Below are 24,383 nucleotides of genomic sequence, written 5' to 3'. Positions count from 1 at the left end.
TCTTGATCACGCGGCCGAGTCGAATGTGTCGGCGGCCTGTGCGCGCGGGGTCAGCATCGTGGACGTCACCCCTTCGCTGAAGGCGTCATCGGCTTCCGCGCCATAGATCTCGCGGGCCTGGCGATCGGTCAACTGGTCCGGGGTGCCATCGAAGACGACCGCGCCAGACATCAGGCCGACGATACGGTCACAATAGGTGCGCGCCGTGTCGAGGGTGTGGAGATTTGCAAGAACGGTGATGCCGTCTTCCTGGTTGATGCGGCGCAGGGCATCCATCACCACCTTGGCATTGAGCGGATCCAGCGAGGCGATCGGCTCGTCGGCCAGCATGACCTTCGGGCGCTGCACCAGGGCGCGTGCGATGGCGACGCGCTGCATCTGGCCGCCCGAGAGGGTTTCGGCGCGCTGCAAGGCGGTGTGGGCCATGCCGAGACGGTCGAGAGCGCGAATGGCCAGGGCCCGTTCCTCGGCGCTGAAGGCCTGCAGCATGGCGGTTGCGAAACTGTGATGGAAAATCCGGCCCATCAGTACGTTGTTGATGACCGACATGCGTCCGACAAGATTGAACTGCTGGAACACCATGGCGCATTCGGAACGCCAGGCGAGAAGATCGCGGCCCTTCAGGGCAGAGACGTCGCGGCCGTCAAAGCGGATCTGGCCCTCGGTCGGGGCGGCGAGGCGGTTGATCATGCGCAGCAGCGTTGACTTGCCGGCACCCGAGCGGCCGATGACGCCGACCATCTGGCCCTGCGGAATGGTCAGGGTAATATTGTTGACAGCCTTGTGGTTGCCAAAGGCCTTGGTGAGGCCAGAGAACTCCAGCATCGCGATCTCCACTGTCGGGACCAAAGGGGAAAAGGGCGGCGCAAGGCGCCGCCCGTCCAAGACACTCGTGATCAGCGCGAACCGGCGACTTCGCGGCGGCGCAGTTCAATGGTCTCGTCATAGAAGCCGACCGGCGGCACGACGTAACCGGCGCCTTCACCGCCCATGACGGCCTTGTAGCACTCAGGGTCGGAGACATGCAGGTTGGTGTAGAGATCCAGCATCGCAGCCTTGAACTCAGCCGGCAGGTCCTTGCGGATCACGGTCGGGCCGTTCGGGATCAGGCCGGACTGCCAGACGATGTTGATGTCGTCCATCTTCAACATGCCCTTATCGACCATGCGGCGGATGTTGCCGCGGGTGTAGCCCTCGGCCTTCTCGCCCATCATGGAGGACCAGGTCGCAGCAGAGTCATACTGCTTGTCGAGCACGGCCAGAACGCTCTGCTCATGGCCACCGGAGAAACCGGTCGAGCTGAAATACTCGTCGATCTTGATATCGGCGAGTTCCAGGCCTGCCTTGGGATAAAGATAGCCGGACGAGGAGTTCGGATCGGCCCAGGCCAGCGACTTGCCCTTCAGGCCTTCAAGGTCGGTGATACCGCTGTCAGCGCGGGTGATGATGACCGAATAGTAGCCGAGCGAGCCGTCGACATTCGAGCTGACGACGAAGGGCTCGACCGCGTTCTCGTCCTGCAGCATGATGCCGGCATAGCCGACGGGGCCGAGGCCGGCCATCTCGAGCTGGCCAGCGAGCAGGCCCTGCATGACACCGGCGTAGTCGGTAGCCGGGAAGAACTGGACTGGAAGCTCGACCTTTTCCTTGATCTTGACTTCAAGGCAGGACAGGCGCTTCAGGCGGTCGGCTTCGTTCTCGCCGCCGATGATGCCGACGCGGACGACCGGGATCTGGTCACGCCAATCAGCGAAGGCCGACGTCGTTGCAGTAAAGGTAGCTGCTGCTACGGCAAAGGCAGTAAAAATCTTGCTATACACGATCTGCTCCTGATGCAAGTTGCGTGATGGCTCGTTGCCAACCGGTGTTCCAACGCCGCGTTTTATCTATATTCTTTGCATTGTTGTTTTATGACTGCCTGATTGCTCAGATTTCGTCATAGTTTGCAGGCGGTTGGTAGGTGGTTGGCTAATTTAAACCGTCGTTCTTCCAAGCCAGTCGGCATGATCGTGCGGCCTTGGCCAGGCACAGACATGATGACCTGCTTCATGACGGGCACACTGCCTCGCCTCTGTAACAGCGCTGCGTCATCCGAATGAATTTTCGTTGGGCTTTTTGTGACGGACCTGTGACGCACACACCGGGTGGGCCACAGGCATGGACTTGGGCCGCTTATGGCAAAGAGGCGAGCTGATCAGAGGGCGGCGGAATAGTTATTGAAAACAGAATGTTAGGTTACCTTCGGATGTCCGTGCGGGAAGTGAATGACATGGAAAGTTCATCTGCTGGTCGCGGAACTGTCATGGGTTTGGCGCAAAGTCATTCGAACCAATTTCGGACCTTTGCTGTTGCTGGCACCGTCCGCCGAAAGCGCAATCATGATCGAGACTGCCGATCAGTTCGAGGGACTGGCCGAGTTCTACGAAGCCAATCGTCCCGGGTACCCTTGCGATGTGTTTGCGCATCTGGCCCAGACCTGTCCGACGCGGCAGGGTCTTCGGGTGGCCGTCGACGTTGGGGCTGGGCCGGGCAACTCGACCGACAACCTGCTGACCGGCCTCGGCGAGGGCTGGAGCGTGATCGCCAGCGAACCGGGCGAGGACATGCGCCGGGTGCTGATGCGAAGGTTCCGCACCACGCCGCAGGTGCAGATCATCGCAGCGCCGGCCGAGCAGCTGGCGCTGCCATCGGGCTTTGCCTCGCTGGTGGTTGCCTGTTCGGCGGTGCACTGGTTCGACCGGCCGAAATTCTATGCCGAAGCGGCGCGGATCCTGGCACCGGGGGGCGTGCTGGCGCTGGTGCGCAACCGGCGGCGGCCGGCGCAGATCTTCGACGACTTCGAGGCCTATGTCAGCGAGCATTATCCGAGCCGGGTGGAGCTGGAAGCCCGCGAACTGCGCAAGGAGCCGAGCCACACGGAGCTCTCCGGCCTAGACGGGTTCCTGACGGCGCACAGCCGGCGCTGGCCCTGGTCGCGTGCCTTCACCGCGCGCGAGCTGATCGACTTCTACCTGACGCGGGCGACCGTCTGGGCGGTGGTGCGGCGTCTCGGGCTGTCGCGGGTGATGGCGGACTATCTGGAGATCTGCGCCCGGCACGGGCTCTCCGGCGAGGCGCGGATGGAGGTGCAGTTCGACACGCTGGTGCGGTGGACGCAACGCCGGGCCCGGTCGGCCAAGGGCGGCTGAGCGGGGGCTGGTCGGGTGCGGGGAGGGGCTACTCGCTGCCCTCACCGGGGGCTGTCGCATGTGCGGCCAGACGGTTTTCGAGGCCTCTCAGCTCCCCTCCCCCTCGTGGGGAGGGGTAAGGGGTGGGGGGGCACGGGCAGACGTTGGGTCGCAAAGCGTCCGAAGTACGCCCAATCCGCAACGTATTTACCCTGGATTTAAGTCCGCTCCCCCCACCCCCAACCCCCTCCCCACGAGGGGGAGGGGAGCCGAGAGGCTCCGGCAGGGTGAAACCTTCTGGCCCAACCAGCGATTACCCAGCCCACAAGGGCGGGCTGGGTGAGCATGGGCGTTGGCTGATCGAGCCGCAGCTGGTCAGGCGGCGCGCAGGGTGCTGCCGAGGGAGCCGTCGGAGTAGATGAACCGGCCCTGGCGCAGGGTGGCGCGGATATGGCCAATGTCTGTTTCATCCGCAATGACAAGGTCGGCAAGGCGGCCGGTCTCGAGGCTGCCGCGGTCGGTCAGACCCAAGGATTCGGACGGGTTGCGGGTGGCGAGGCGCACCGCGCCGGGCAGGCCGGCGGGATCGGTCTTCGCCAGTTCCAGGAGCGCCGGCAGCATGGCGGACGGATGGTAGTCCGAGGCCAGCATGTCGAGCACACCGGTCGCATGGGCCTCCCGGGCCGACAGGTTGCCGGAGTAGGACTGGCCGCGCAGGGCGTTGGGGGCGCCCATGGCGGTGGCGAGCCCGAGGCGGCGGGCCTCCCGGGCGGCCTCGAGCGTCACCGGAAACTCGCTGATGACGACGCCGAGGCCCTGCATCAGCGCGACCTTGGCCAGCGTGTCGTCGTCATGGCTGGCGAGTGCCACGCCATGGCTGCGGCACAGGTCGGAAATGGCCGAGAGGGTGGCGGCCAGCACGTCGGCCGGCTGGGTCCGTTCCTCGATGCGGCGGGCAATGGCCTCGGCGGCCTCCTCGCGGCTCATGCCCTTCTCGCGGGCCATTTTCTGTGCGTGGCGTTCGATGTCGCGGTACTGGCCCTGACCGGGGGTGTGGTCGGTCAGGGAGATGAGGTCGACGGTGCCTTCCGAAATCAGCTCGCCGATGACGTCCAGCGCCTTGGGGAAGGTGATCTCGAAGCGGGCGTGGACGCGGTGGTCGACGTTGAGGCTGTCGCGCATGGCCTTGAGCTTGCGGATCACCGCGCTGGTGTGCTCGTAGCTGCGCAGGTGGCCATAGGTCGACATGGGGCTGAAGGACACGGCGGCATAGGCCGTCGTGAAGCCGGCGCCGGCCAGGCGCCGGTCGAGGTCGCGCAGGCCCAGTTCCAGCGGCATCGGCACGTTGGGACGCGGCTCGACCTCGCGCTCGACCATGTCGCCGTGCATGTCGACGAAGCCTGGCAGGAGCAGGAGGCCGTTGCCCTGAAGGCTGGCGCCGGCGACGGGGCCCTCGCGCAGCTCGGCGATGTGCCCGTCCTCGATGCGCAGCGAACCGTGCTCGATCACCTCGGTCGGGGTGACGATGCGAAAATCAGACAGCCACATGCTCAAGGTCTCCAGGTGCGGCTTTGGGGGCGGCTTGGGTTTCAGCGCCAGCTTCATCCGGCAGGCGCTGGGTGGTCAGGAGGATTTCCCGGTCAATGAGGTCGGCCACGTCGCCGGGATGGTGGAAGACGCCGATCATGGCGACCCCGGCGGACTTGAGATCGGCGAGGCGGCGGACGAGCGCCGCACGGGCGCCGGCGTCGAGCGAGGCGGTCGGCTCATCGAGCAGCAGGAGCTTCTGCGGCAGGATCAGCGCGCGGGCGAGGTTCACCTTCTGCTGCTCGCCGCCGGAGAAGGTGGTGGGATAGGCGCGCCAGAGGTCGCGCTTGACGCCGAACTCGCCGAGCCAGCGGCGAGCCTCGTCCAGCGCTTCCGCCTGAGCCACGCCGGCGCGGCGCAGCGGTTCGGCCACGATCTCGTCGGCCGCCACACGCGGACGGGCAACGAGGAACTGGGTGACGAAGCCGATGTCGCGGCGGCGCAACAAGGTAATGTCCACGTCGGCAGCGGTGGCAAGGTCAATGCGGCCCTCTGCGGCCTGGTACCAGATGTGACCGGCCTGGGGCAGGTAGCTGCGGTAGAGGGTGCGCAGGAGGGTGGACTTGCCGACGCCGTTTTCGCCGCGCAGCAGCAGGAATTCGCCGGCGTGAAGACGGAAGGAAATGCCGCTGAAGGCGTGCAGGTCCTGGTCGAGGTGATACATGTGGAAGCGCTTCGACAGGCCTTCCACGTCGAGAACCGGGGTCATACGAGCGTGATCCTTAGCTGTCAAAGTTTCGCGTGGACGAGCTGCTGGGTGTATTCGTGCTGCGGGTCCTGGAAGACCTGGTCGACCAGCCCCTGCTCGACCACCCGGCCGCGGCGCATGACCATGACCCGGTCGGCCATGGTGTGAATGACGCCAAGGTCATGCGAGACGATGACCATGGTGATGGAGCGGTCGCGCTGCAGCCGCTTCAGCGTGTCGAGGACGAGGGCCTGGACAGAGACGTCGAGCCCGGTGGTCGGCTCGTCGAGCAGCAGGAGCGCCGGTTCGAGCGCGATGGCCTTGGCGAGCTGCACGCGCTGCTGCATGCCGCCCGACAGCTCGATGGGCCGGGCATCCATGCGCTCCAGCGGGAACTCGGACGCGTCCAGCGCCTCGCGGGCCTTGTCGCGCAGCACCTTGAAGCTGCGCTCGCCGGCGATGAGCAGGCGTTCGGCCACGTTGCCGGAGGAGGAATGGCGCATCAGCAGGCCGAGATGCGGGTTCTGGTAGACGATGCCGATGTTGCGGGCGCAGAGCATGCGCCGCTCGAAACGGTCGAGGCCGAACAGGTTGCCGCCAAGGCCCGGCAGGTCCAGCTCGTAGGTGCCGGTGTCGGGCGTGTCCTCGAGGTTCATCATGCGCAGGAGCGTCGACTTGCCGGAGCCGCTCTCGCCGACGATGCCGAGCACCTCGCCCGGATAGACGGTGGCATCCACGTCCTCAAGCGCGGTGACCTTGCCGAAGCGGCGGGTGATGCCGCGCATGGTGAGAATCGGCGGCGTCGTCATCAACTGCGGCAGCTGGCGCGGAGCGGCCTCGCCGCGCGGCGCGGGGCTTTGGGCGGTCATGGCTGGAGCTCTCCGTTCTTGTACCAGGTGTCGATGGGGGCCAGGGCCTCGCCCTCGCTGCGGCGGATGGCCTTGATGCCGAAGTGGCTGTCGGAGACCTCGAAGCTGGACGAGCCGTCGTTCTGCGGGATCTCGTTCATGAAATAGCCGGTGAGGCCGGAGCGGTGGCAGGTGAGGTCGTGGTGTTCCTCGACCTTGTAGGGCACGTCGGAGAAGACCAGCGGCTCGACCCGGGTGTAGGGCGGCACGGCATAGAGGCGCTTCTCGCGGCCGGCCGAGAGGAAGGTGAGGTGCCTTGCCATATGCAGCTTCGGCACGTCCCAGCGCGGGATCGGCGAGGGCGTCATGACATGGCGGCCGTTGACGAGGCTCGGATAGGCCGCGCCCTGCATGATGCGGCCGGAGCGGACCATCTGCTCGTAGAGCGTCAGCCAGAGCCGGCCGTAGTCAGCATCGGCGTGCATCTGGCGGGCGACCGACATGTTGGGCTCGACAGGACGCAACGGTTCCGGGTTGGGCACCTGCAGCACGAGGATCTGATCCTCGCGCAGGACTTCCTCCGGCACCCGGTGGCGCGACTGCAGGATCGTCGCCTCGCCCGTGTCCCAGGTCTTGCCGGCGCCGGAGACGCGGGAGAGGAACTTGCGGATCGAGGCGGCGTTGACGCTGTCATCGGCGCCCTGGTCGATGACCTTGACCACGGAGGTGGGCTTCAGCAGCGTCAGGGTCACCTGCAGGCCGCCTGTGCCCCAGCCGCGCGCAATCGGCACCTCGCGGCTGGCATAGGGCATCTGGCAGCCGGGCACGGCGACCGCCTTCAGCATCTTGCGGCGCAGCTCGCGCTTGGCCGAGGCATCGAGGAAACCGTAGGAGAAGGCCTCCCAGGGCTTTGTCAGACTGGCAAGGCTGGTCATGCGGGAACCTCTTCGGTCACGGCCGGCTGGCGGGCAGGGGCGGACGCTGTGGACGCCGCGTCCGAGGCTGCGGCCTTCGCCTTGGCGTCGCGCAGGGCATCCAGCGCCGACTGGAAGGTGACATAGTGGGGGAGCTTGAAGTGGATGCAGAAGCCCGAGGCCTCGACCGGCTCGGTGTGGTAGAGGAAGAACTCCTCGTTGACCGGCGAGTTCTGCGGCGCATCCGGCGCGTTGAGATCGAGCGTGGCGCCGGCGATGACCTTGATCTCGTTCCAGCCGAAGGTGGCGCAGAAGCCGAGATCCAGCTGGCCGGAGCGGCCCTTGGACGTCACTTCTGCCTGCGAGACCTTGACCCGGCCGGCGCTGAACATGGTGCCGCGCGGATGGCGGACGACCACTTCGGCCTCAGCGAGGCGCAGCTCGTTGACGGTCGGATGGGCGTTGCCATAGCCGCGCATGGCGGAATAGCCGAGCGCCAGCACGCCGCCGGTGTCGGCGCGGGCGAGGCTCTGCAGCGTGTGGGCGCGCTTGGCCGGGAACAGCAGCGGCTCGCGCGTCAGGTCGGGAATGTCGTCGAGGGCGACATCCTCGCGCGCCGGATCGGCGACGAGGCCTTGCGCCTTCTGCCAGGCGGCCAGCGAGGGCTGCTCAGCCGGGGCGGGCGTGGTGGCCGGTTCGACCGCCGCGGGCACGAAGGGACGGCCCTCGAGCACGCCGGTGGCGAGCAGCCGGTGCGAATAGTCGAGCGTGGGCCCGAGGATCTGGCCGCCGGGGATGTCCTTGAAGGCGGCGGAGATGCGGCGGTGGGTGAAGAGCTTGTCCTGCGTCACCGGCTCCGCGATGGTGAGGCGCGGCTGGGTGGTGCGCCAGGCGCGCAGCAGCAGCACCGCCTCGTAGAGGTCGCCACCGGACTGGGCCAGCGCCAGCGCCGCCAGATCGGCCTCGTAGAGCGAGGCCTCGCCCATCACCCGGTCGATCAGCCAGGGCAGGGCGCGGCGGATTTCCGCAATACGCCCGGCATCGATGGTGCCCATGTCGGCGCGGTAGAGGCGCTCGGACTGGTCAATGGCTTTTTCCCCGCCACGGGTTGCGACATAGGCCATCAGAGCACCTCGATCAGGGTCGAGCGGGGCAGGCCGATGACATCGCTGCCATCGACGATGAAAAGGTCAAAGCCGAGCGGGTAGCGGCAGAGCCGGTCGCGCAGGGCGAAGAAACCCGCCGGCAGGCCGGCGACGGCGATCTCGCGGGTGGTCTCGATGCCCGGACCTGACAGGCTGAGGCGCTGGCCGTCGCCCTCGGCACGGCCAAGCCGGGCCTCGACGACCACGGTGGCCCCATCATCGGGATAGAGCGCGGAGCCGACCTTCAGAGTGTTGAGGCGGGCGATGTCGGCGCCCGGCTCCAGCGACAGGAAGACGTGGTCGGCGCCCGCCAGCGGCGTCAGGGTCGCGCCGGTCCAGGCGGCCAGCTCGCCGATGACCGCATCATCCGCATGGACGCGGCATTCGCGGTCGACGAGCGCGAGCAGGATCGTGCGGGGACCGGGTTCGGGCAGATGACGGATCTCACCAGGACGGCTCAGCGCCCAGAGGATCGCCTCGAAGGCCGTGTTGTCGCGGATCTCGTCCGCGCCGCGCAAGGGGGCGGTGATGAGGGCGTGGGAACTGGGGGGCAGGGCACCCATGAGCGGGTCTCCGTGACGAGGATGAGGATCAGAAGGTTTCCATGTCGACGCGGGTGGCCTCGACGGCGCACAGGCGCGCCCGGTCGCGGTCGGCATTGGCCGCCTCCAGCCCGGTCACGAAGGCGTCGATGGCCGCAGGCGCGAGGTCGGCCGTCGCGGCGGCATCAATCAGTGCCATGGCCATCGCCCATTCCAGATCGCGGCCCGTGACCATGCCGTAGCCGGTGGCGTCGTGGTCGGTGAGGCGGACCTCGGCTTCGGCGACGAGCACCTCGCCGAGGTGGAAATCGGTGCCTTTCACCGTGTCTCGGAACGGCAGCATGACTAGGCCGGTGCGGCTGCGCAGGACCTCGATGGCTCCCAGCTGCGGCAGCAGGCCTTCGGCGAAGCGCTTCACGCTTTCTGCATCGGCGTGGGAGAGGGCGGTGAGAAAGTCGCCGTGGTTGGCGACAGTCGTTGCGGCGTGAGCGGCGTCAGTCATCCTGGTCGGGGCTCCGGATTTCGTTTGCTTCAGGAAGATCGAAGGTGAACTGGACGCGGTCAGCCGCCCAGATGGCCTGGGAGTAGCCGATGGGGCGGCCGGACATGTCGACGTCCGTCTTGGTGACGACAAGGACCGGCTGGTCCGGGTGCTGTTTCAGCAGCCTGGCTTCCTCGACCGTCGGTCGGCGGGCATAGATGGTCGTGCTCTTGCGCAGATAGTCGGTAATGCCGTGGCTGCGGTAGATGTCGGTGACCGACCGACCCGACCGGCGCAGTTCCGCCATATCAGGGAACAGGGCGAAGGGATGGTAGGCAACGCCGAGGCTGACAGGGACGCCATCGGCCAGGCCCCGGCGCATGAGCCGGTGAACGCTCGTGCCCTCGGGAAGACTGAGGGCTTCTGCGACACGGCGCGGCGCCGCGATCACGTCATCGGTCACCTGTTCGCCCGCAGGCGTTACGCCCTGGCTCAAAAGGTTCTGGCGAAACCTCGTGCGCCGGCTGATCTGGTAGTTGATGAGAGGTGCGCTTTCGACAAAGGTGCCGCGGCCCTGCTCCACGCGCAGCTTGCCCTCGACCGCAAGGGCGGAGATGGCGCGGCGGACGGAATGACGGCCGGCGCCGAAACGGGTGCAGAGATCCGGCTCTGTCGGCAGCTGTGCGCCAGGGGCCAGCGCGCCAGACAGGATTTCAGCGGCCAGACGGTCGCGGATCGTCTGCCATGTTTCGCGCACCATATATTGCCTCCAATTCATTCGAATGACTTTGGAGGTCTTACCGGCTTTGCGTGACAGGCCCGTGACGTGACGGGGACTGTTGTTGCTGTGACGGCTCTGCGGTGCAGGATTTTGGAGGCTCAGATTGTCGGGCCGCGCTGTCCGGAGCAGACGGCGCGACCATGCTTCATTTCCAAAGAAATCAGTTGATGGACAGGACTATGCGTCCGTCGATGGCGCCCTGGCGCATCCGGTCGAAGATCGCGTTGATGTTCTCCAGCCGGTCCAGCGCGTAATGGGCACTTACCTTGCCCTCGGCGGCGAAAGCCAGGCTTTCCACCAGATCATTGCGCGTGCCGACGATGGAGCCGCGAATGGTCTTGGCGTTGAGCACCGTGTCGAAGATCGGCAGCGGGAAGTCTCCGGGCGGCAGGCCGACGAGGCTCATGGTGCCGCGCCGGGCCAGCATGCCGAAGCCCTGTGCAAAGGACTTGGTGGAAACGGCCGTAACCAGCACGCCCTCGGCCCCGCCCAGTTTCTGCATCTCGGCAATCGGGTCCGTGGTCAGGGCGTTGATGGTGTGGTCGGCACCCAGATTGCGGGCAAGGGTGAGCTTGTCGTCATGGATGTCGACGGCGACCACATGCAGGCCCATGGCCTTGGCATATTGCACGGCCATGTGGCCAAGCCCGCCGATGCCGATGATGGCAACGGTCTCGCCGGGGCGGGCTTCTGTTTCCTTCAGGCCTTTGTAGACGGTGACACCGGCGCAGAGCACGGGTGCAGCGGGCGCGAAATCGAGCCCGGCCGGCAGATGCCCGACATAGCCGGGGTCAGCCAGCACATACTCGGCAAAGCCGCCGTTGACGCTGTAGCCGGTGTTCTGCTGCTCGTTGCAGAGGGTTTCCCAGCCGCCGACGCAGTGCTTGCAATGGCCGCAGGCGGAGTGCAGCCACGGCATGCCGACCCGGTCGCCTTCCTTGATGCCCTTCACGCCGGCTCCGACCTCGCAGACGATGCCGACGCCTTCATGGCCGGGAATGAAGGGAGGATTGGGTTTCACCGGCCAGTCCCCATCGGCGGCGTGAAGGTCGGTGTGGCAGACGCCGCTGGCCATCACCTTGACGACGATCTTGCCGGGGAGGGCGACGGGACGGGCGACCTCGCAAACGTCGAGCGGCGCGCCGAAGGCGCGGACCACCGCAGCTTTCATGGTCGCAGTTTTGGGTGTCGCTGACATTTTGTCTTTCTTCCTTGGATTGAGGAAAGAGCGATGTCCTTTGGCCCTGGTGTTGCGCGCAAGGCTGGACAACCGGAACGCTAGCTTGAGCGACCGGCTGCAGCCTTGCGCCAGATCAACCCCTTTCACGATCTGCATGTCATGGTCGTGCCGATCCGGCCGGGCGGAGCTGGCGGCGGGCTGAACGACCGGCCCGTCGCGGCTCATCATTCCGCAGCAACGGTCTGGGGGGTATCATTGGCCCAGCGGCGCGCATGCTGCTGACGCATCTGGTTGAAGATGTTGATCCGCTGAATGTCGCTGGTTCCCCCGGCAATGCGCATGCCGACAGCATCGCGCAGGTGACGGCTGAGGTCATTGTTCATGTAGCCGAGATGGCCATGCAGCTGCACAAGGTGCTCGGCTGCTTCAAGCAGTTTCTCGCCAGCCAGGAACTTGCCGACCGAACAGACGATGGAGGCATCTTCGCTGCCGGCTGAGAGCTTCTCAAGGCCCGCATAGGTCAGCAGGCGGCAGACGACCGAAGCGATCTTCATGTCGGAAATCCGCCCTTGCACATACTGGTAGTCCGCCAGTGGCCGGTTGAAGGCCATGCGTGCCTCAACGCGCGCCATGGCCTTGGCAATCATGTTCTCGATCAGACCGGCTGCCATGATGCCATAGAGCGCCCGTTCGAAGGCGATGATGCGATAGAGGGCACTCAGGCCATCACCGGGCTTGCCGACGATGTTGATCGGGTCAAGCCTTGCCCCGTCGAAGCGGATGTTGGCGGTGGGGCTGGTCCTGATCCCGAGATTGTCCTCGGTCTCGCCGATCGTGATGCCCTCCTGGTCCAGATCAACGAAGAACAGCGTGATATCCCGCTTGGCGCCGAGGGAGGGGATGCGGCCGGCAATCATGCCGAGGGCCGCAATCGGCGCGTTGGTGATATGAACTTTTTCGCCATCAAGCCGCCAGCTTGATCCATCCGGCGTCGCGGCGACCCGCATGCGGGCGAGGTCCGAGCCGCCGGTCGCCTCCGTCATGGCGGTGACCCCGACATCGCCGCGCATGATCGGTTCGAGCCAGCGGGCCTGCTGGGCCGGAGTGCCGTCCTCTAGAATGATGCGAAGGGACCCGATGTGCCCAAGCATCGTGACCAGAAACCCGAGGTCTTCGGCCGTTGTGGCAACGCCCTCCATGGCCGTAGCACAGTCGGCCCAGGTGCCGCCCAGTCCGCCAAGTGCCACGGGAACTGGGATGCGCCAGAGCCCGGCGTCGGCGAGACGCTGCCAGGTGCCGCGGTCAAAACTGCCGGCGGCGTCGTGCTGACCGGCGCTGGCGGCTGCTTGGCGACCAAGTTCCGCGAACCGGTCGAACATCATCTGCTGCTGCGTGCTGAACTCGAACTGCATGGCCTGTCCCTTCCTTTGCGGAGTTGCGGCGGGGGCCGGCTGAAAGGCTCCCGATCCGATGGCCATGACGGTGTCCCAATCTTATCGGAGATAGAAATGAGTTCTCCTTCGCCTCTGCATAAGCCGCGTCAATGCCGGTTGGGCGCGGCTTGTCCCGGCCGGGGCATCGGCACATGGGCGATCTCGCCCGTGGTCAGTTCGACCTCGAACGCGCGCAACAGGTGCGACGCCAGCCTCAGCACCGTTGGCGTTGCCTGTGAGCTGACCTGGACAAGCAATTCCGAGTTCCGCAGCTCCGGCAGGCCGTCGTCTGGCCCGAGGGGGATCATAGTGTCCGGAATTGCGCGTGTCGGCAGCACGCCAATGGCCTGTTCGGCGAGGATTGCCGTCTTCAGCGTCGAGAAATTTGCCGAACAGTAGGCGATATGCCATCGCTTGCCGACCGCATCGAGCGCATCAAGCGCGTTGCGCCGCACGCCGCACCCTTCGGGAAACAGGGCCAGGGGAAGCGGATTGTCGGCGGCCAGCCGTGCCTGTGGTGCGCAGACCCAACTGAGCCGCTCCTCGAGCAGGCTGAGCCCGGCAATGCCGGCGTCCCGGGTCATGAAGGCAAGATCGAGGTGGCCGGTGTCAACAAGCGACCCGAGCCTTGTCGAGAGGTCGGTGATGATCTGCATCTCGATCTTTTCGTTTCGCCGCGCCAGTTCGGCGATCACCTTCGGCAGAAGCACATCCGCGTAATCATCCGGCATGCCGATCCGCATGACCGTCGGCTGGGAACCTGACTGGATCTCCTGGACCAGGGCGTCGTTCAGCCTGAGGATCTCGGCAGCGTATGACCGCACAAGCTCGCCGGTCTTGGTGAGGCGGATGTCCTTGCCACTGCCCCGGTCGAAAATCCGCTCTCCGACGATCTGCTCGAGGCGTTTGATCTGAAGGCTGATCGCGGATTGTGTCCGGTGCAGTTTCTCACCGGCTGACGTGAAGTTCCTCAAGTCCGCAACGACGAGCAGCGTGCGCAGAAGGTCTACGTCGACATTTACCAGGCCCATTTTCGATCCCCGATGACGGCCGCTCATCGCAGCGATGAATCGAACTCATTTCCGTTCCCCCGAACGAGGGCGCAACAATAATGCAACCTCAAGGGGGTAATTGATCGAATGGTACAATTCAGGATGGCTTGATGCAAGCCGTTGCCGCTACGGAACCGCGTTGCAGGGAGATGCGAGATGAAACCGAGCTTTCGAGTGTTGTCGACCGGGATCTGCCTTCCAGATCTAATCGTTTCCAATGAAGACATCCAGCAAAGGTACAATCCGGCCATTGATCCGGACTGGGTGGCCGACACCCTTGGGATCCGGCACCGCCATGTCGCCCGCGAGGGGATCCAGACCTCTGACCTGGCTGCCGCAGCTGTTGCATCGTCGCTTGATAAGGCGGGTGTCGATGCGGGAAGTGTCGATCTTCTCATCCTTGCCACGGCAAGTCCGGATCGCCGGGCACCGGCGACGGCCTGCTTTGCCCAGCAGAAGTCGGGTCTTGCCAATGCCGTGGCATTTGATGTCTCCGCCGTCTGTTCCGGGTTCCTGTTCGGGCTCACGGCCGCGGCCGCAATGCTGGCAACGGGGCCGTTCAAACGGGCGATGGTGGTCGGTGCCGACGTGTTTTCGCGTGCCACTGACTGGCAGCGCCGGGACTGAGTCTTCTTCGGAGATGGCGCGGGAGCCGTGCTGATCGAGGCGGCACCAGCCGGGCGGAATGCGGGGTTCGATGCCGAGCTGTTCACAGACGGACGGGATCGGGAGGCATTCACGATCAAGGGCCAGACCGACCGGTTCGAGATGGACGGCCCCGGCGTCTACAGGGCTGCCTCCGAAGCGGTACCGGCCTGCATCGGGCGTGTGCTCAGCCGGAACGGTCTTGAGCCGGGGGATGTCGACGTGGTCGTTCCGCACCAGCCCTCGCGCAGCCTGCTGGCGGATATCGCGAAACGGTCCGGGATCCCCTTCGACCGCTTCCAGCTGACCATGGACCGCTATGCCAACACCGTTGGCGCGACCATCCCGATCGCCCTGCACGAGGCGATCCGCCAGAACCGGCTGTCACGCGGGGACCGTGTGCTTTTTGCCGCTGCCGGGGCCGGATTTACCGCCGGTGCTGCCATCCACCATTGGAACTGAGGGAGGAAGTCATGACGCTATTGATGCCCATGGTCGGAGCAACCTATCCGGTTGCCCAGACTGCCAGCGGTCCCTTCATCCGGGATGCGCATGGCCGTGAATGGATTGACGGATCATCCGGTGCAATTGCCTGTTCGATCGGACACGGTCACCCGCATGTGATCGATGCGGTCCGGCGGCAAATGGAAACGGCGAGCTTCCTGTACCGCACCCAGTTCGCCAATGCGCCCGCCCTGCAGCTGGCGGACCGGCTTTGCGCAAAGCTTGGCTATGCGGCAGCGTTCTTCGTCAACAGCGGTTCGGAAGCTGTCGAGACGGCCATTCGCCTGGCACAGCAGTTCTGGCGGGAGGCCGGCCAGCCGTCCAAGACGCGCATTCTGAGCCGCAAGATTTCCTACCACGGGTCCACGACGGGTGCCCTGGCGCTGTCCGGCCATTGGCCGCGCCGCCGGGCCGGGGGCGCCTTGCCTGGCGAGCCGACCCTGCCGACGCCGTATCCGCTGCGGGCCGGTCCCGGTCAGGACGCAGAAGGGCATGGTCTTGCCTGCGCGCAGGCTGTCGAGGACGAGATTCTCCGCCTTGGGGCAAGCAATGTCGCAGCGGTCATCCTTGAACCCATCGTGGGCGCATCGGGCGGCGCAATCGTTCCTCCGGCCGGCTATTTTGCGGCCATGCGTGCCATCTGTGACCGGCACGATGTCCTTCTGATTGGCGATGAGGTCCTGACCGGCCTCGGACGGACAGGGCGCTGGCTTGGCATGGACCATGGCAGCGTGAAAGCGGACATCGTGTGCCTGGGAAAGGGCCTCAATGCCGGGTACCTGCCCATTTCAGGCATTCTTGCCAATGCGCGCATTGCAGGTGTCCTGACCTCGAAGCGGGCAAGCTTCGCCCTCGGACAGACCCACTCGAACCATCCGGTTGCCGCGGCCGCAGCCAATGCCGTCCTCGACGTGCTGGAGGACGAGGGGCTGGTGCCGAGGGCGGCAACGATGGGGGCTTATCTCGGCGAGCGGTTGCGCGAAATGGCCGAGGACTTGCCCTACGTCGCAGAGGTGCGGGGCCAAGGCATGCTGTGGGGGCTGGAACTGGTGCGTGATGACATTAGTTTTGATCCCTGGCCGGCCGAGACCCGGCTGGCGGATGCCGTCGTGCGCAGCGCCTTCGCCGAGGATCTCATCGTCTATCCGGTGTCCGGCTTCATCGCGGGCTCGCGGGGGGATGCCATCCTTGTTGCCCCCCCGTTCAACACGCCGAAGGCGGTGCTCGACGCGCTGGTCGAGCGACTTGCGCGCGCACTTGCGAACGCGATGTCCGGCTTGCAGCAGACCCATTCCGCAGAGGAGACGTACCATGTCGTTCGTGCCGCTTAAGTCGCGCAACAAAGGCGTTCTCGTCCATCAGGTGCAAGACAGCGATCTGGCAACGAACTGGCGCAACGATGTCCCGGTCCTGGCAACCCCCGTGCTGTTGTGGCTCGGGGAACTGGCCGCGATGCGTGCGATCGAGGGCACGTTGCAGGCCGGCCAGATGACGCTTGGCTACGGCCATGACATGCGCCACCTCGCCCCGACGCCAAAGGGCTGGAACGTGACGCTCGAAGCGGAGCTGATCCGCATCGAGGACAAGATCCTCACGTTCTCAATCGAGGCGAGGGACGGCGAGGGGGTCATTGCATCGGGAACACACACCCGGGCCATCGTTGACAAGGGGCGTTTTCTGGCCCGCTTCGAAGCCAAGCGAGACCGCCATGACCCCTTTGCCTAGACCCTGGACCGTGACCGCCGGCGTTTCCGGCGGCCCCACCTTGAGCGTGCCGCAAGCCTATGTGGTGCTTGCCGCAGGCGGGATCTGCCTGGGTCTGGCGCCTGTTGTGGTCAAAGCCCTGCCGCTTCCGGCCGATGTCTCGGCGTTCTATCGGGTGGCGATGGCTGCTCCGATCTTCACCGCCCTGATGCTGGCGACGGAGGCGGGTGGGGCGGCTGCCTCTCGGGTGCACGGCCAGCCGCGGCAAACGGCTGGCCGGCCGGCCCTGTGGCTTTACGCGCTGGCGGCTGGCTTCTTTGCGGCCGATCTGTTGGCGATGCATGCCGCCATCCGTCTGACCAACGCGTCTGTTGCGACGCTTTTCACGAACTGCGCGCCGTTCTTTATCGGTGTGTTCGGATTGCTTGGGCTGTCTGACCGCCCTGGAGCCAATTTCTGGTGGTCGCTGCCGGTTGCCCTGTCGGGAACTGTGCTTCTGGTCGGGCTATCGGTGATCTCGGAAGGGGGCAGCGTTGCCGGTGATGCGATCGCCTTGCTCGCAGGCCTTCTCTACGGCGCGTATCTGGTCACCGTCCGCCGCCTCAAGCAGGCGGGCGCATCGACCTTGCAGATCATGGTGGCCGTTACGGCCGGAAGCACGCTCTGCCTCGCGCCGACACTGCTGTGGCAGGCGCAGATCGTGCCACCCGATGCCCGCAGCATCGGCTTGCTTGTGGTGCTGGTGCTGGTCGGGCAGGTGCTGGGGCAGGGGCTGGTGACGGTTGCGCTGAAGACGCTGCCTGTGACCTCAAGCTCGATTGTCCTTCTGATCCAGCCGATTGTGGCCGCGCCGCTTGCCTATCTGCTGCTCGGGGAAGCGCTCTCGCCGGCACAGATCCTCGGCATCGCCCTTGTCCTTGCGTCCATCTGGATTGCCACGCGCCCGCCCCGCCCGGAGCGTCTGAGCGACGCCTGCCTGTGACCTCATGTCCTTATCAACCTGCACCGAAGGAGCTTTCCCATGCCGAAGCTGATTTTTGCCAATGTTGACAGCGAGCATCAGGTCGCTGACGTGTCCGGTTACTCCCGTCATGAGCAATCGGAGATCATTCTGTGCAACCAGCGGATGATGTGGTTGGCAGATCCTGGTGACGTGCTGGTTCTGCCATCCGCGCCGACGGAACAGCTCAAGGCCTACTGGGCCGAACTGAATGGCTGCCGCGCGGATGATCTCACGGTGCTGACGCCGAAAACGGGCGCTCCCCTTGCTTTCCTGCGGCAGGATATCCTGTTCGCGCCGGAGTTCATTGCAGCCTGCCGGGAGGTTGTTGCCGCACTGCCGGAAGGCCGCAAGCCAAGCAGTGTCCTCGCCTATTTTCCCGACAACTATGTCGCCGAGTTCGCTGAGGCCATCGGCGTCGAGGTCGAGGACGCTTTCTTGCAGGAGGGCGGCGCGACCCTGCTGAACGAGAAGACCACCTTCCGGAAGCTCGCAGCCGGACTTGGTGTGTCGCTGCCGGAGGGACGGGTCTGCGAAAACGAGACTGATCTCAAACGGGCAATGCGGCACTTTGTGTCCCAGGGAGCCGACTTCATCGTCAAGCTCAACCGTCACTCCGGCGGTTTTGGGAACCTGATCGTTCATGGACCTCGCAGCGGTGGAAAGAGGCTGGGTTCATCGACCGTGCTGCGCTATTCCACTGCACAGGATGCAGAGGCGATCCTTCAGACCGTCGCCAGCCGCATCCATGAGCCCGCTGTCGTCGAACGGTATGTCGACACAGACCATGTGCTTTACAGCGAGTATCTGATCGACGCGCAAGGGCGGTGTTTTCTGCTCAATGATGGCACCATGAACATGGAGCCGCTCTGGGTTGGATTTGAGATCCCCGGAGACTACGAAACCCATCACCGCATCCGGTTTCTTGACGAAAGTGCCCGCCTGGTGCGGCTCGCTGCCCAGATGGGGCATCGCGGGCGCATGAATGTCGATGGCCTCGTCGCAGAGGGGCAGATATTCGTCAATGAATTCAACGGTCGCTGCGGGGGATGCAGCCATGTCTTCGAGATCGCCAAGCGACTCTTCGGGAGCAGGTTTTGCATTCGAAGCACATCAAGACCTACAATCGGGGCAAGCTCGAGGAGGGCTGTGATCTGTTCGCGGTCCTGTCGGACGCAGGACTTCTGCTCCGGCCGGGGATGGCAACCGGCGCTATCCCGCTGACCATCGAGCCGGCGCTGGACCAGGCTTTCGAGTACATGGTGATTGCCGACTGTCTGGCGGAGGCGCGGCGCATCAGCGACGCGGTCCTGTCCCTGACCGCCCCCAAGAGGCTTGCTGCCTGACTGGAGCGTTTGGCCTGCCTGAAGGACACGTGGAGGCACAGTGGAATGGGAAAAGAACCATCTGACCTGTCAGCCCTGACGCCAGCGCTCTGGCGGCTGATCGGACTGCAGGGGCTAATGAACGCCTCGCATTTCATGGCCATGCCTCTGCTTGCCCTGCATTGCGCAACGACACTAGGCATGTCACCGACGGATGTCGGCGCGGTGCTCGCGCTGTACTTCCTTGCAGCCCGCGTCACGCCGGTGGTGGTCGCGCCACTGGCGGACCGGTTCGGCCTGTGGCCGGCTGTGGTTGGCGGACTGGTGCTTCGCGGTCTTGGGTTTCTCGGCCTTGCCTTTGCACCAAGCGCAACCGGGGCAATGGTTTTCTCGGCCGCGCTCGGGCTCGGGACCTCAGTCTACGAGGCCGGCGCCTACGGCATCATCGGCGCGCAGCCGGCTGCGCGGCGCGACCGGCTGATTGTCGTGAATGCACAGGCGCTTAACCTGGGGTGTGTCGCCGGTCCGCTCGCCGGGGCCGGGCTTGCGGTGCTTGATCTGTCGCTGCCGCTGGTGCTCAGTGGTCTGCTGTTCGTCGCGCTTGCGGGCGCGGCAGCGCTGGAGCGGGCTGAGGAGCTGCGCAATCATGCAAGGCAGGATGTGGCCGGGAGCTACCGGGCGGTCTTTGGTGATCGCGCCTTCCTCGTCCTGTGCCTGGCGCTCATGCCCTGGTGGGCACTGTTTGCGCAGCTGTTCGCCGCCTTTCCGCTTGAGGCGACCCTGCGCGGCGGTTCTGCGGGTTGGGCCGGGTCCGTGCTGGTGGTCAATGGCGCGCTTGGATTTCTGATCCTGTTCGCAGTCCCGCCCCTGATGCGCATTACGGGAGCGCTCGGACTGCTGGTGTTGTCGCTGGCCGTTGGCGGGGCTGCCATGGCACTGGTGGGGGTAATCCCGGGGCTGATTGCGTTGCTGGTACTTGTCGGCTTGTTCACCTGCGCGGAAATTGCCGTTCTGGCCGGGTCGGAAATCCTGGTCGGCCGTCACGCGGACGGGCGGGCGGTTGCGACCTATTTCGCGCTGTTCAACATGTCCTGGGGGTTTGGCGGGGCGTTGGGAGGGGCGATGGGGCCGCTGGTCGCCTCCGAAGCCAACTCCGGTACCGGATGGATGTTGCTTGGCGCGGGATGCGGGGCGGCAAGTCTGCTCGGGCTTGCCTTTTATGGTCATCTCATCCGGCGAGCCCCGCCCGCCGCCGCCGAGGCGCCGGCAGGTTAAGAGCTTGACAGTCCGGGACTGGTCGGAAACCTTACCCGATCATTTTGACCATCGTGCCCGAGACTGGAGCCTGTTGCCGTGACCCATGCCGCCGCCGAGAACCGCACGAAATCCTGGGCCGAAGTTGCCCCCCAACTTGTGGCGGTTGCGGCGGGCCGGGCGGCGGCGGATCTGGTGATCCGGGGAGGACGGCTCGTCAATGTGCAGAGCCGCGAGATCCTCGACGGCTGGCAGGTGGCGATTGCCGAGGGGCGCTTTGCCTATGTCGGGCCGGACGCCTCGCATTGCATCGGCGAGGGGACCAAGATTGTCGAGGCCGAGGGGCGCTACCTGATCCCCGGCCTGTGCGATGGCCACATGCACATCGAGAGCGGCATGCTGACACCGGCAGAATTCGCCGCCGCCGTCGCCCCGCATGGCACGACGACGATTTTCCATGACCCGCACGAGATTGCCAACGTGCTGGGGCTGGCGGGCGTGCGCATGATGCATGACGAGGCCCTGCTACAGCCGATCAACATCTACACCCAGATGCCCTCCTGCGCGCCGTCGGCTCCGGGGCTCGAGACGACCGGCTTTGCCGTGTCGGCTGCGGATGTGGCCGAAGCGATGGCCTGGCCCGGCATCATCGGCCTTGGCGAGATGATGAATTATCCGGGTGTCATCCACGGCGATCCCCAGATGCTGGCCGAGATGGCCGCGACGATGGCGGCGGGCAAGACGGTCGGCGGCCACTACGCCAGCCCTGACCGGGGCATCCCGTTCCACGCCTATGTTGCCGGCGGCCCGGCCGATGACCACGAGGGCACGGCGGAGAGCGATGCGGTGGCGCGCGTGCGCCAGGGCATGCGCTCGATGATGCGGCTGGGGTCGGCCTGGTATGACGTGGAAAGCCAGATCACGGCGGTGACGCAGAAGGGGCTCGATCCGCGCAACTTCATCCTGTGCACCGACGACTGCCATTCCGGCACGCTGGTGCAGGAGGGCCACATGAACCGGGTGGTCCGCCATGCCATTGCTTGTGGTTGCGACCCGGTGATCGCACTGCAGATGGCGACGATCAACACGGCAACGCATTTCGGGCTGGAGCGGGAACTGGGCTCCATCGCGCCGGGCCGCCGCGCCGACGTGATCCTGACCTCGAGCCTCACCGAGCTGCCGATCGAGGCGGTCTATGCGCGGGGGCAACTGGTGGCCGAACACGGCGAGATGCGCGTTGCCTGCCCGCATTATGACTGGCCGCAGTCCGCACGCGAGACAGTGCGCCTTGGCAAGGTACTGGCCGCGTCCGACTTTGCCATTGCCGCGCCGAAGGGCGCCAATGCGGTGAAGGCCAAGGTGATCGGCGTGGTCGAGAACCAGGCGCCGACCAAGGCGCTGACGGCGGAGCTGCCCGTGATCGGTGGGCTGGTGGAAGGCGAGAACGGTGTCTGCCAGATCGCGCTGGTCGAGCGGCACCAGGCGACCGGCAAGGTGGTGAACGGCTTCGTCTCCGGCTTCGGCTACCAGGGCGAGATGGCCATTGCCTCGACCGTTGCCCATGACAGCCACCACATGATCGTCGTCGGCACCAGCCGCGAGATGATGGCGAGGGCGGCCAATCGCCTCGGCGAGGTCGGCGGCGGCGTGACGGTGTGGAAGGACGGCAAGGAGCTGGCGCTGGTGGAGCTGCCGATTGCCGGACTGATGTCCGACCGGCCGGCCGCCGAGGTGGCGGCGAAGGCGGCGGCGATGGTGGAGGCGATGGCGGCCTGCGGCTGCAAGCTCAACAACGCCTACATGCAGCATTCGCTGCTGGCGCTGGTGGTGATCCCGGAGCTCAGGATTTCCGATCTGGGCCTGGTCGATGTAACCCGTTTTGAACTGACGGAGCTGTTCGAGCCGACGGCCTGAGCGGTTGGCAAGGGGAAAGCGGAGGTCAGAACAGGCTCTGGAGGCGCCGGATCACGAATTTCAGGTTCGAGAAGGCGATGGCCGTGACGAACTGGAGCCAGCTGATCCGGCCGTCCCGGTAGAGCCCGCGAAAGACCGACAGCTTGCCCTTCTCCATCTTCACCACGGCGGCGCTGAGGCCGGGGGTGGCCTCATGACCGCCGACGATGCCGGAGAGCGGCACCTCGAGAAGCATGAACGTCTGCTCGTCCGAGAGGATCTGGCACCAGAGCTTGAAGTCCTCGCAGTAGCGCATGTCTTCGGGAAAGCGGTAGTCGGGCGAGTTGCGCAGGATCACCGAGGACGTGATGATCCGGCTGCGATAGAGAAGGCTGCCGAGGGTCATGGTGACTGGCTGCAGCGCGGCCAGACGCGCGTCGGTTTGCAAATCCTGCACCGGGGCGAGGTCGACCTTGCGGGCGTGCGAGGAGCCGAAACAGCCAGTGCCCAGCATCACCCGCATCTGCGCTTCGAGCTTGCGGGGATGCCAGACATCATCCGAATCAAGGAAGGCGACATAGTCGCCGGCGGCCATGGACCAGCCGGCGTTGCGGGCCGGACTGGGGCCGCCGTTCCGTGCCATCCGGTGCAGCACAATGCGCGGGGCATCCGGCCTCTCAGCCGCCAGCCGGTCGGAATAGCGGGTGATGACTGCAACCGTGTCATCCTTGCTGCAATCATCGATGCAAAGCACCTCGAATGCAGCAAGCGTCTGATTGACAATGGAATCCAGGGCAGCCGTGATCGTTGCAGCGCAATTGTAGCAGGGGATGATGACGCTGACCCTGCCGTGCCCGTTGGTGCTCAAGCCGCCCGTTCCCCGTGTCTGATCGCATGCCGCATGCCGGCCAGGAAGAGGAGGCACATGACCGCCTCTGCACACACCATGGCCATGGCGGCTGCGCTCGCTCCATCGCTTGTCCCAGCGTTCGGGATCAATACCATACAGAGCGCGATATCGACAAACAGGGTGATCAGGACAATCCAGAGCCGCAGCTTGATGAAGCGGCCGACGAAGAGCACCGAGCCAAAACACAGGCTGAGCGAGCGCAGCGGGATCGACCACATCAGGATCAGCAGCGCGCTGGCGAGCGGGGCGGAATTTGCGCCAAAGAAAAACCGCGCGATGAGATCGGCGCTGAGCCAGAGCACGGCGATCCCCAGGGCAGACGTCAACAGAACCAGTCCGGCCGAGAGCCCAAGCACCTGTTTCAGCCGCGGCAGATCCTGATGGTACCAGCGGTGGATGCGCGGCACGAGGATCTTCTCGAAGGCCATGTTGGGCAGCAGCAGGAAGGCATTCATCACCATGAAAGCGATGGCGTAATAGGCTGCATCGGCGTCCGACCCGAGGTACTTGACCAGCACGACATTGAGCTGGGTGTAGACGAGATAGGCAAAGCCGCCGAGACCGAAGGGCATCGAGGCGCGGACCACATCGCCAAGGCGTGCCTGGAGCGGGGCGGACGACGCGGCCGACGGGCGCTCGCCGTGGCCCTTCAGCGCGAGTTGACCCGAGAGCCGTCGGCGCATGAGTGCAAAGCCGACAACAAGGATCGCTGCGGCGGCGAGGAAGAAGGCCGCAAGCGCACTGTGCAGGTCGGCGGCAAACACGGGCAGCAGCAGCAAAAGGGCGAGCAACCCGATGCGGATCGCATGGGGCAGCACCTGCCACAGCGCAAACGCCGAATAGTTCTCCTCCAGCTGGAACAGGACGCCTACCAGTTCCATCACGATCTGGCTGAGGACGAAGATCAGCAGCACCAGGATGACCAGCGTCGTGGTGCTGTCATGGGGGCCGTACAGCGCCCAGACGGCAAGGGCGGCAAGCACCAGCCCGGCTGACAGGCGGACATAGGTCAGCGATGCGCCCAGCCAGCGCTCGGCCTGCCAGCCCTCCTTGCCGAAGACGGACAGCCAGAAACTGCCGATGCCGAAACAGGCCAGCGGCGCCATGATCGTGACCAGGCTGAGGCCGGCGGAAAACCGGCCAAAGTCATCCGGGCCGAGGCTTCGCGCCAAAAGGGTCTGGGTCAGGAACGCCAGCAACGCAGCTCCACCCGAAGCCGCGCCGAGCTTCAGGAAGGGGGCCAGCTTGCCGAGGAGAAGCCTGAGGCTGCGGCTGTTGAGGGGAGATGACACGCGATTGCAGCCTTTGCCGGCCTGATCCTGGTTTGCGC

25 protein-coding genes are annotated in these 24,383 nt (G+C 65.4%); 10 read left to right on the top strand and 15 right to left on the bottom strand.

Features of this window, described 5'->3' with window-relative positions; all coding sequences use genetic code 11:
* Window positions 1-6 precede the first annotated feature (6 nt).
* The gene (phnC, locus tag C8348_RS19615) at window positions 7-825 is read right to left on the bottom strand and encodes a phosphonate ABC transporter ATP-binding protein (RefSeq protein WP_106755001.1); all 819 of its coding nucleotides are present in this window, start codon (window positions 823-825) and stop codon (window positions 7-9) included.
* A 71-nt stretch (window positions 826-896) separates the two neighbouring features.
* A complete protein-coding gene (phnD, locus tag C8348_RS19610; RefSeq protein WP_157950483.1) occupies window positions 897-1,820 on the bottom strand; it encodes a phosphate/phosphite/phosphonate ABC transporter substrate-binding protein in 924 nt (307 codons plus the stop codon).
* A 558-nt stretch (window positions 1,821-2,378) separates the two neighbouring features.
* Here phnD and C8348_RS19605 point away from each other — a divergent pair.
* Window positions 2,379-3,188, top strand: a complete 810-nt coding sequence (locus tag C8348_RS19605) for a class I SAM-dependent methyltransferase (RefSeq protein WP_198647154.1) — start codon at window positions 2,379-2,381, stop codon at window positions 3,186-3,188.
* Window positions 3,189-3,542: 354 nt separating this feature from the next.
* Here C8348_RS19605 and C8348_RS19600 read toward each other — a convergent pair whose 3' ends face one another.
* From C8348_RS19600 to C8348_RS19550, 11 genes are all read right to left on the bottom strand, one after another.
* The gene (locus C8348_RS19600) at window positions 3,543-4,715 is read right to left on the bottom strand and encodes an alpha-D-ribose 1-methylphosphonate 5-triphosphate diphosphatase (RefSeq protein ID WP_106754998.1); all 1,173 of its coding nucleotides are present in this window, start codon (window positions 4,713-4,715) and stop codon (window positions 3,543-3,545) included.
* The gene (locus C8348_RS19595) at window positions 4,702-5,463 is read right to left on the bottom strand and encodes a phosphonate C-P lyase system protein PhnL (protein WP_106754997.1); all 762 of its coding nucleotides are present in this window, start codon (window positions 5,461-5,463) and stop codon (window positions 4,702-4,704) included. The genes C8348_RS19600 and C8348_RS19595 overlap by 14 nt, the downstream gene beginning before the upstream one ends.
* A 20-nt stretch (window positions 5,464-5,483) precedes the next feature.
* On the bottom strand, window positions 5,484-6,311 hold the full coding sequence (locus C8348_RS19590) for an ATP-binding cassette domain-containing protein (protein WP_106754996.1): 828 nt from the start codon (window positions 6,309-6,311) through the stop codon (window positions 5,484-5,486).
* Window positions 6,308-7,225: an alpha-D-ribose 1-methylphosphonate 5-phosphate C-P-lyase PhnJ gene (locus C8348_RS19585; RefSeq protein WP_106754995.1), complete on the bottom strand. Its 918-nt coding sequence runs from the start codon at window positions 7,223-7,225 to the stop codon at window positions 6,308-6,310. The genes C8348_RS19590 and C8348_RS19585 overlap by 4 nt, the downstream gene beginning before the upstream one ends.
* Window positions 7,222-8,328 carry a carbon-phosphorus lyase complex subunit PhnI gene (locus C8348_RS19580; protein WP_106754994.1) on the bottom strand — a complete coding sequence of 369 codons (1,107 nt, stop codon included), beginning with the start codon at window positions 8,326-8,328 and terminating at the stop codon, window positions 7,222-7,224. The genes C8348_RS19585 and C8348_RS19580 overlap by 4 nt, the downstream gene beginning before the upstream one ends.
* Complete coding sequence (gene phnH, locus C8348_RS19575; RefSeq protein WP_106754993.1) at window positions 8,328-8,912, bottom strand: phosphonate C-P lyase system protein PhnH; 585 nt, start codon at window positions 8,910-8,912, stop codon at window positions 8,328-8,330. The genes C8348_RS19580 and phnH overlap by 1 nt, the downstream gene beginning before the upstream one ends.
* A gap of 28 nt (window positions 8,913-8,940) precedes the next feature.
* Entirely contained in the window at window positions 8,941-9,393 is a 453-nt protein-coding gene (phnG, locus tag C8348_RS19570) for a phosphonate C-P lyase system protein PhnG (protein ID WP_106754992.1), read from the bottom strand.
* Window positions 9,386-10,132, bottom strand: coding sequence for a phosphonate metabolism transcriptional regulator PhnF (gene phnF / locus C8348_RS19565; protein ID WP_106754991.1), 747 nt, complete (start codon window positions 10,130-10,132; stop codon window positions 9,386-9,388). Before phnF ends, phnG begins: the two co-directional genes overlap by 8 nt.
* Window positions 10,133-10,313: 181 nt before the next feature.
* Window positions 10,314-11,351, bottom strand: a complete 1,038-nt coding sequence (locus tag C8348_RS19560) for a zinc-dependent alcohol dehydrogenase (RefSeq protein ID WP_106755015.1) — start codon at window positions 11,349-11,351, stop codon at window positions 10,314-10,316.
* A 206-nt stretch (window positions 11,352-11,557) separates the two neighbouring features.
* The gene (locus C8348_RS19555) at window positions 11,558-12,745 is read right to left on the bottom strand and encodes an acyl-CoA dehydrogenase family protein (RefSeq protein WP_198647153.1); all 1,188 of its coding nucleotides are present in this window, start codon (window positions 12,743-12,745) and stop codon (window positions 11,558-11,560) included.
* 128 nt (window positions 12,746-12,873) lie between these two features.
* Complete coding sequence (locus C8348_RS19550; RefSeq protein ID WP_106754989.1) at window positions 12,874-13,797, bottom strand: LysR substrate-binding domain-containing protein; 924 nt, start codon at window positions 13,795-13,797, stop codon at window positions 12,874-12,876.
* Between the two features lie 177 nt (window positions 13,798-13,974).
* Here C8348_RS19550 and C8348_RS19545 point away from each other — a divergent pair, with 177 nt between their 5' ends.
* The 9 genes from C8348_RS19545 to C8348_RS19510 all read left to right on the top strand — a co-directional run bounded on the left by C8348_RS19545 (window position 13,975) and on the right by C8348_RS19510 (window position 22,164).
* Window positions 13,975-14,445, top strand: coding sequence for a thiolase family protein (locus C8348_RS19545; protein WP_106754988.1), 471 nt, complete (start codon window positions 13,975-13,977; stop codon window positions 14,443-14,445).
* Between the two features lie 27 nt (window positions 14,446-14,472).
* Entirely contained in the window at window positions 14,473-14,925 is a 453-nt protein-coding gene (locus C8348_RS19540) for a 3-oxoacyl-ACP synthase III family protein (RefSeq protein ID WP_106754987.1), read from the top strand.
* 11 nt (window positions 14,926-14,936) lie between these two features.
* The gene (locus C8348_RS19535; RefSeq protein ID WP_106754986.1) at window positions 14,937-16,298 is read left to right on the top strand and encodes an aminotransferase family protein; all 1,362 of its coding nucleotides are present in this window, start codon (window positions 14,937-14,939) and stop codon (window positions 16,296-16,298) included.
* Window positions 16,279-16,692: a thioesterase family protein gene (locus C8348_RS19530; protein ID WP_106754985.1), complete on the top strand. Its 414-nt coding sequence runs from the start codon at window positions 16,279-16,281 to the stop codon at window positions 16,690-16,692. Before C8348_RS19535 ends, C8348_RS19530 begins: the two co-directional genes overlap by 20 nt.
* Window positions 16,676-17,653, top strand: a complete 978-nt coding sequence (locus C8348_RS19525; protein WP_106754984.1) for a DMT family transporter — start codon at window positions 16,676-16,678, stop codon at window positions 17,651-17,653. Before C8348_RS19530 ends, C8348_RS19525 begins: the two co-directional genes overlap by 17 nt.
* Before the next feature lie 39 nt (window positions 17,654-17,692).
* Window positions 17,693-18,895 (top strand): preATP grasp domain-containing protein, encoded by a 1,203-nt coding sequence (locus tag C8348_RS19520; RefSeq protein ID WP_106754983.1) that lies wholly within the window; start codon window positions 17,693-17,695, stop codon window positions 18,893-18,895.
* Window positions 18,871-19,017, top strand: a complete 147-nt coding sequence (locus tag C8348_RS22205) for a hypothetical protein (protein ID WP_198647157.1) — start codon at window positions 18,871-18,873, stop codon at window positions 19,015-19,017. The genes C8348_RS19520 and C8348_RS22205 overlap by 25 nt, the downstream gene beginning before the upstream one ends.
* Window positions 19,018-19,062: 45 nt before the next feature.
* A complete protein-coding gene (locus C8348_RS19515; RefSeq protein WP_106754982.1) occupies window positions 19,063-20,271 on the top strand; it encodes an MFS transporter in 1,209 nt (402 codons plus the stop codon).
* A gap of 78 nt (window positions 20,272-20,349) precedes the next feature.
* Window positions 20,350-22,164, top strand: a complete 1,815-nt coding sequence (locus C8348_RS19510; protein ID WP_106754981.1) for an adenine deaminase — start codon at window positions 20,350-20,352, stop codon at window positions 22,162-22,164.
* A 25-nt stretch (window positions 22,165-22,189) separates the two neighbouring features.
* On the opposite strand, the gene C8348_RS19505 is transcribed toward C8348_RS19510, so the two are convergent.
* The gene (locus C8348_RS19505; RefSeq protein WP_157950480.1) at window positions 22,190-23,011 is read right to left on the bottom strand and encodes a glycosyltransferase family 2 protein; all 822 of its coding nucleotides are present in this window, start codon (window positions 23,009-23,011) and stop codon (window positions 22,190-22,192) included.
* Window positions 23,008-24,345 carry an oligosaccharide flippase family protein gene (locus C8348_RS19500; protein WP_108724199.1) on the bottom strand — a complete coding sequence of 446 codons (1,338 nt, stop codon included), beginning with the start codon at window positions 24,343-24,345 and terminating at the stop codon, window positions 23,008-23,010. Before C8348_RS19500 ends, C8348_RS19505 begins: the two co-directional genes overlap by 4 nt.
* Window positions 24,346-24,383 lie beyond the last annotated feature (38 nt).

The organism is Pannonibacter carbonis, from assembly GCF_003012935.1.
In the GTDB taxonomy this organism is placed as follows: domain Bacteria; phylum Pseudomonadota; class Alphaproteobacteria; order Rhizobiales; family Stappiaceae; genus Pannonibacter; species Pannonibacter carbonis.
The sequence above is the reverse complement of the archived record's forward strand: the minus strand, read 5'-3'. Positions and strand labels throughout refer to the sequence as shown.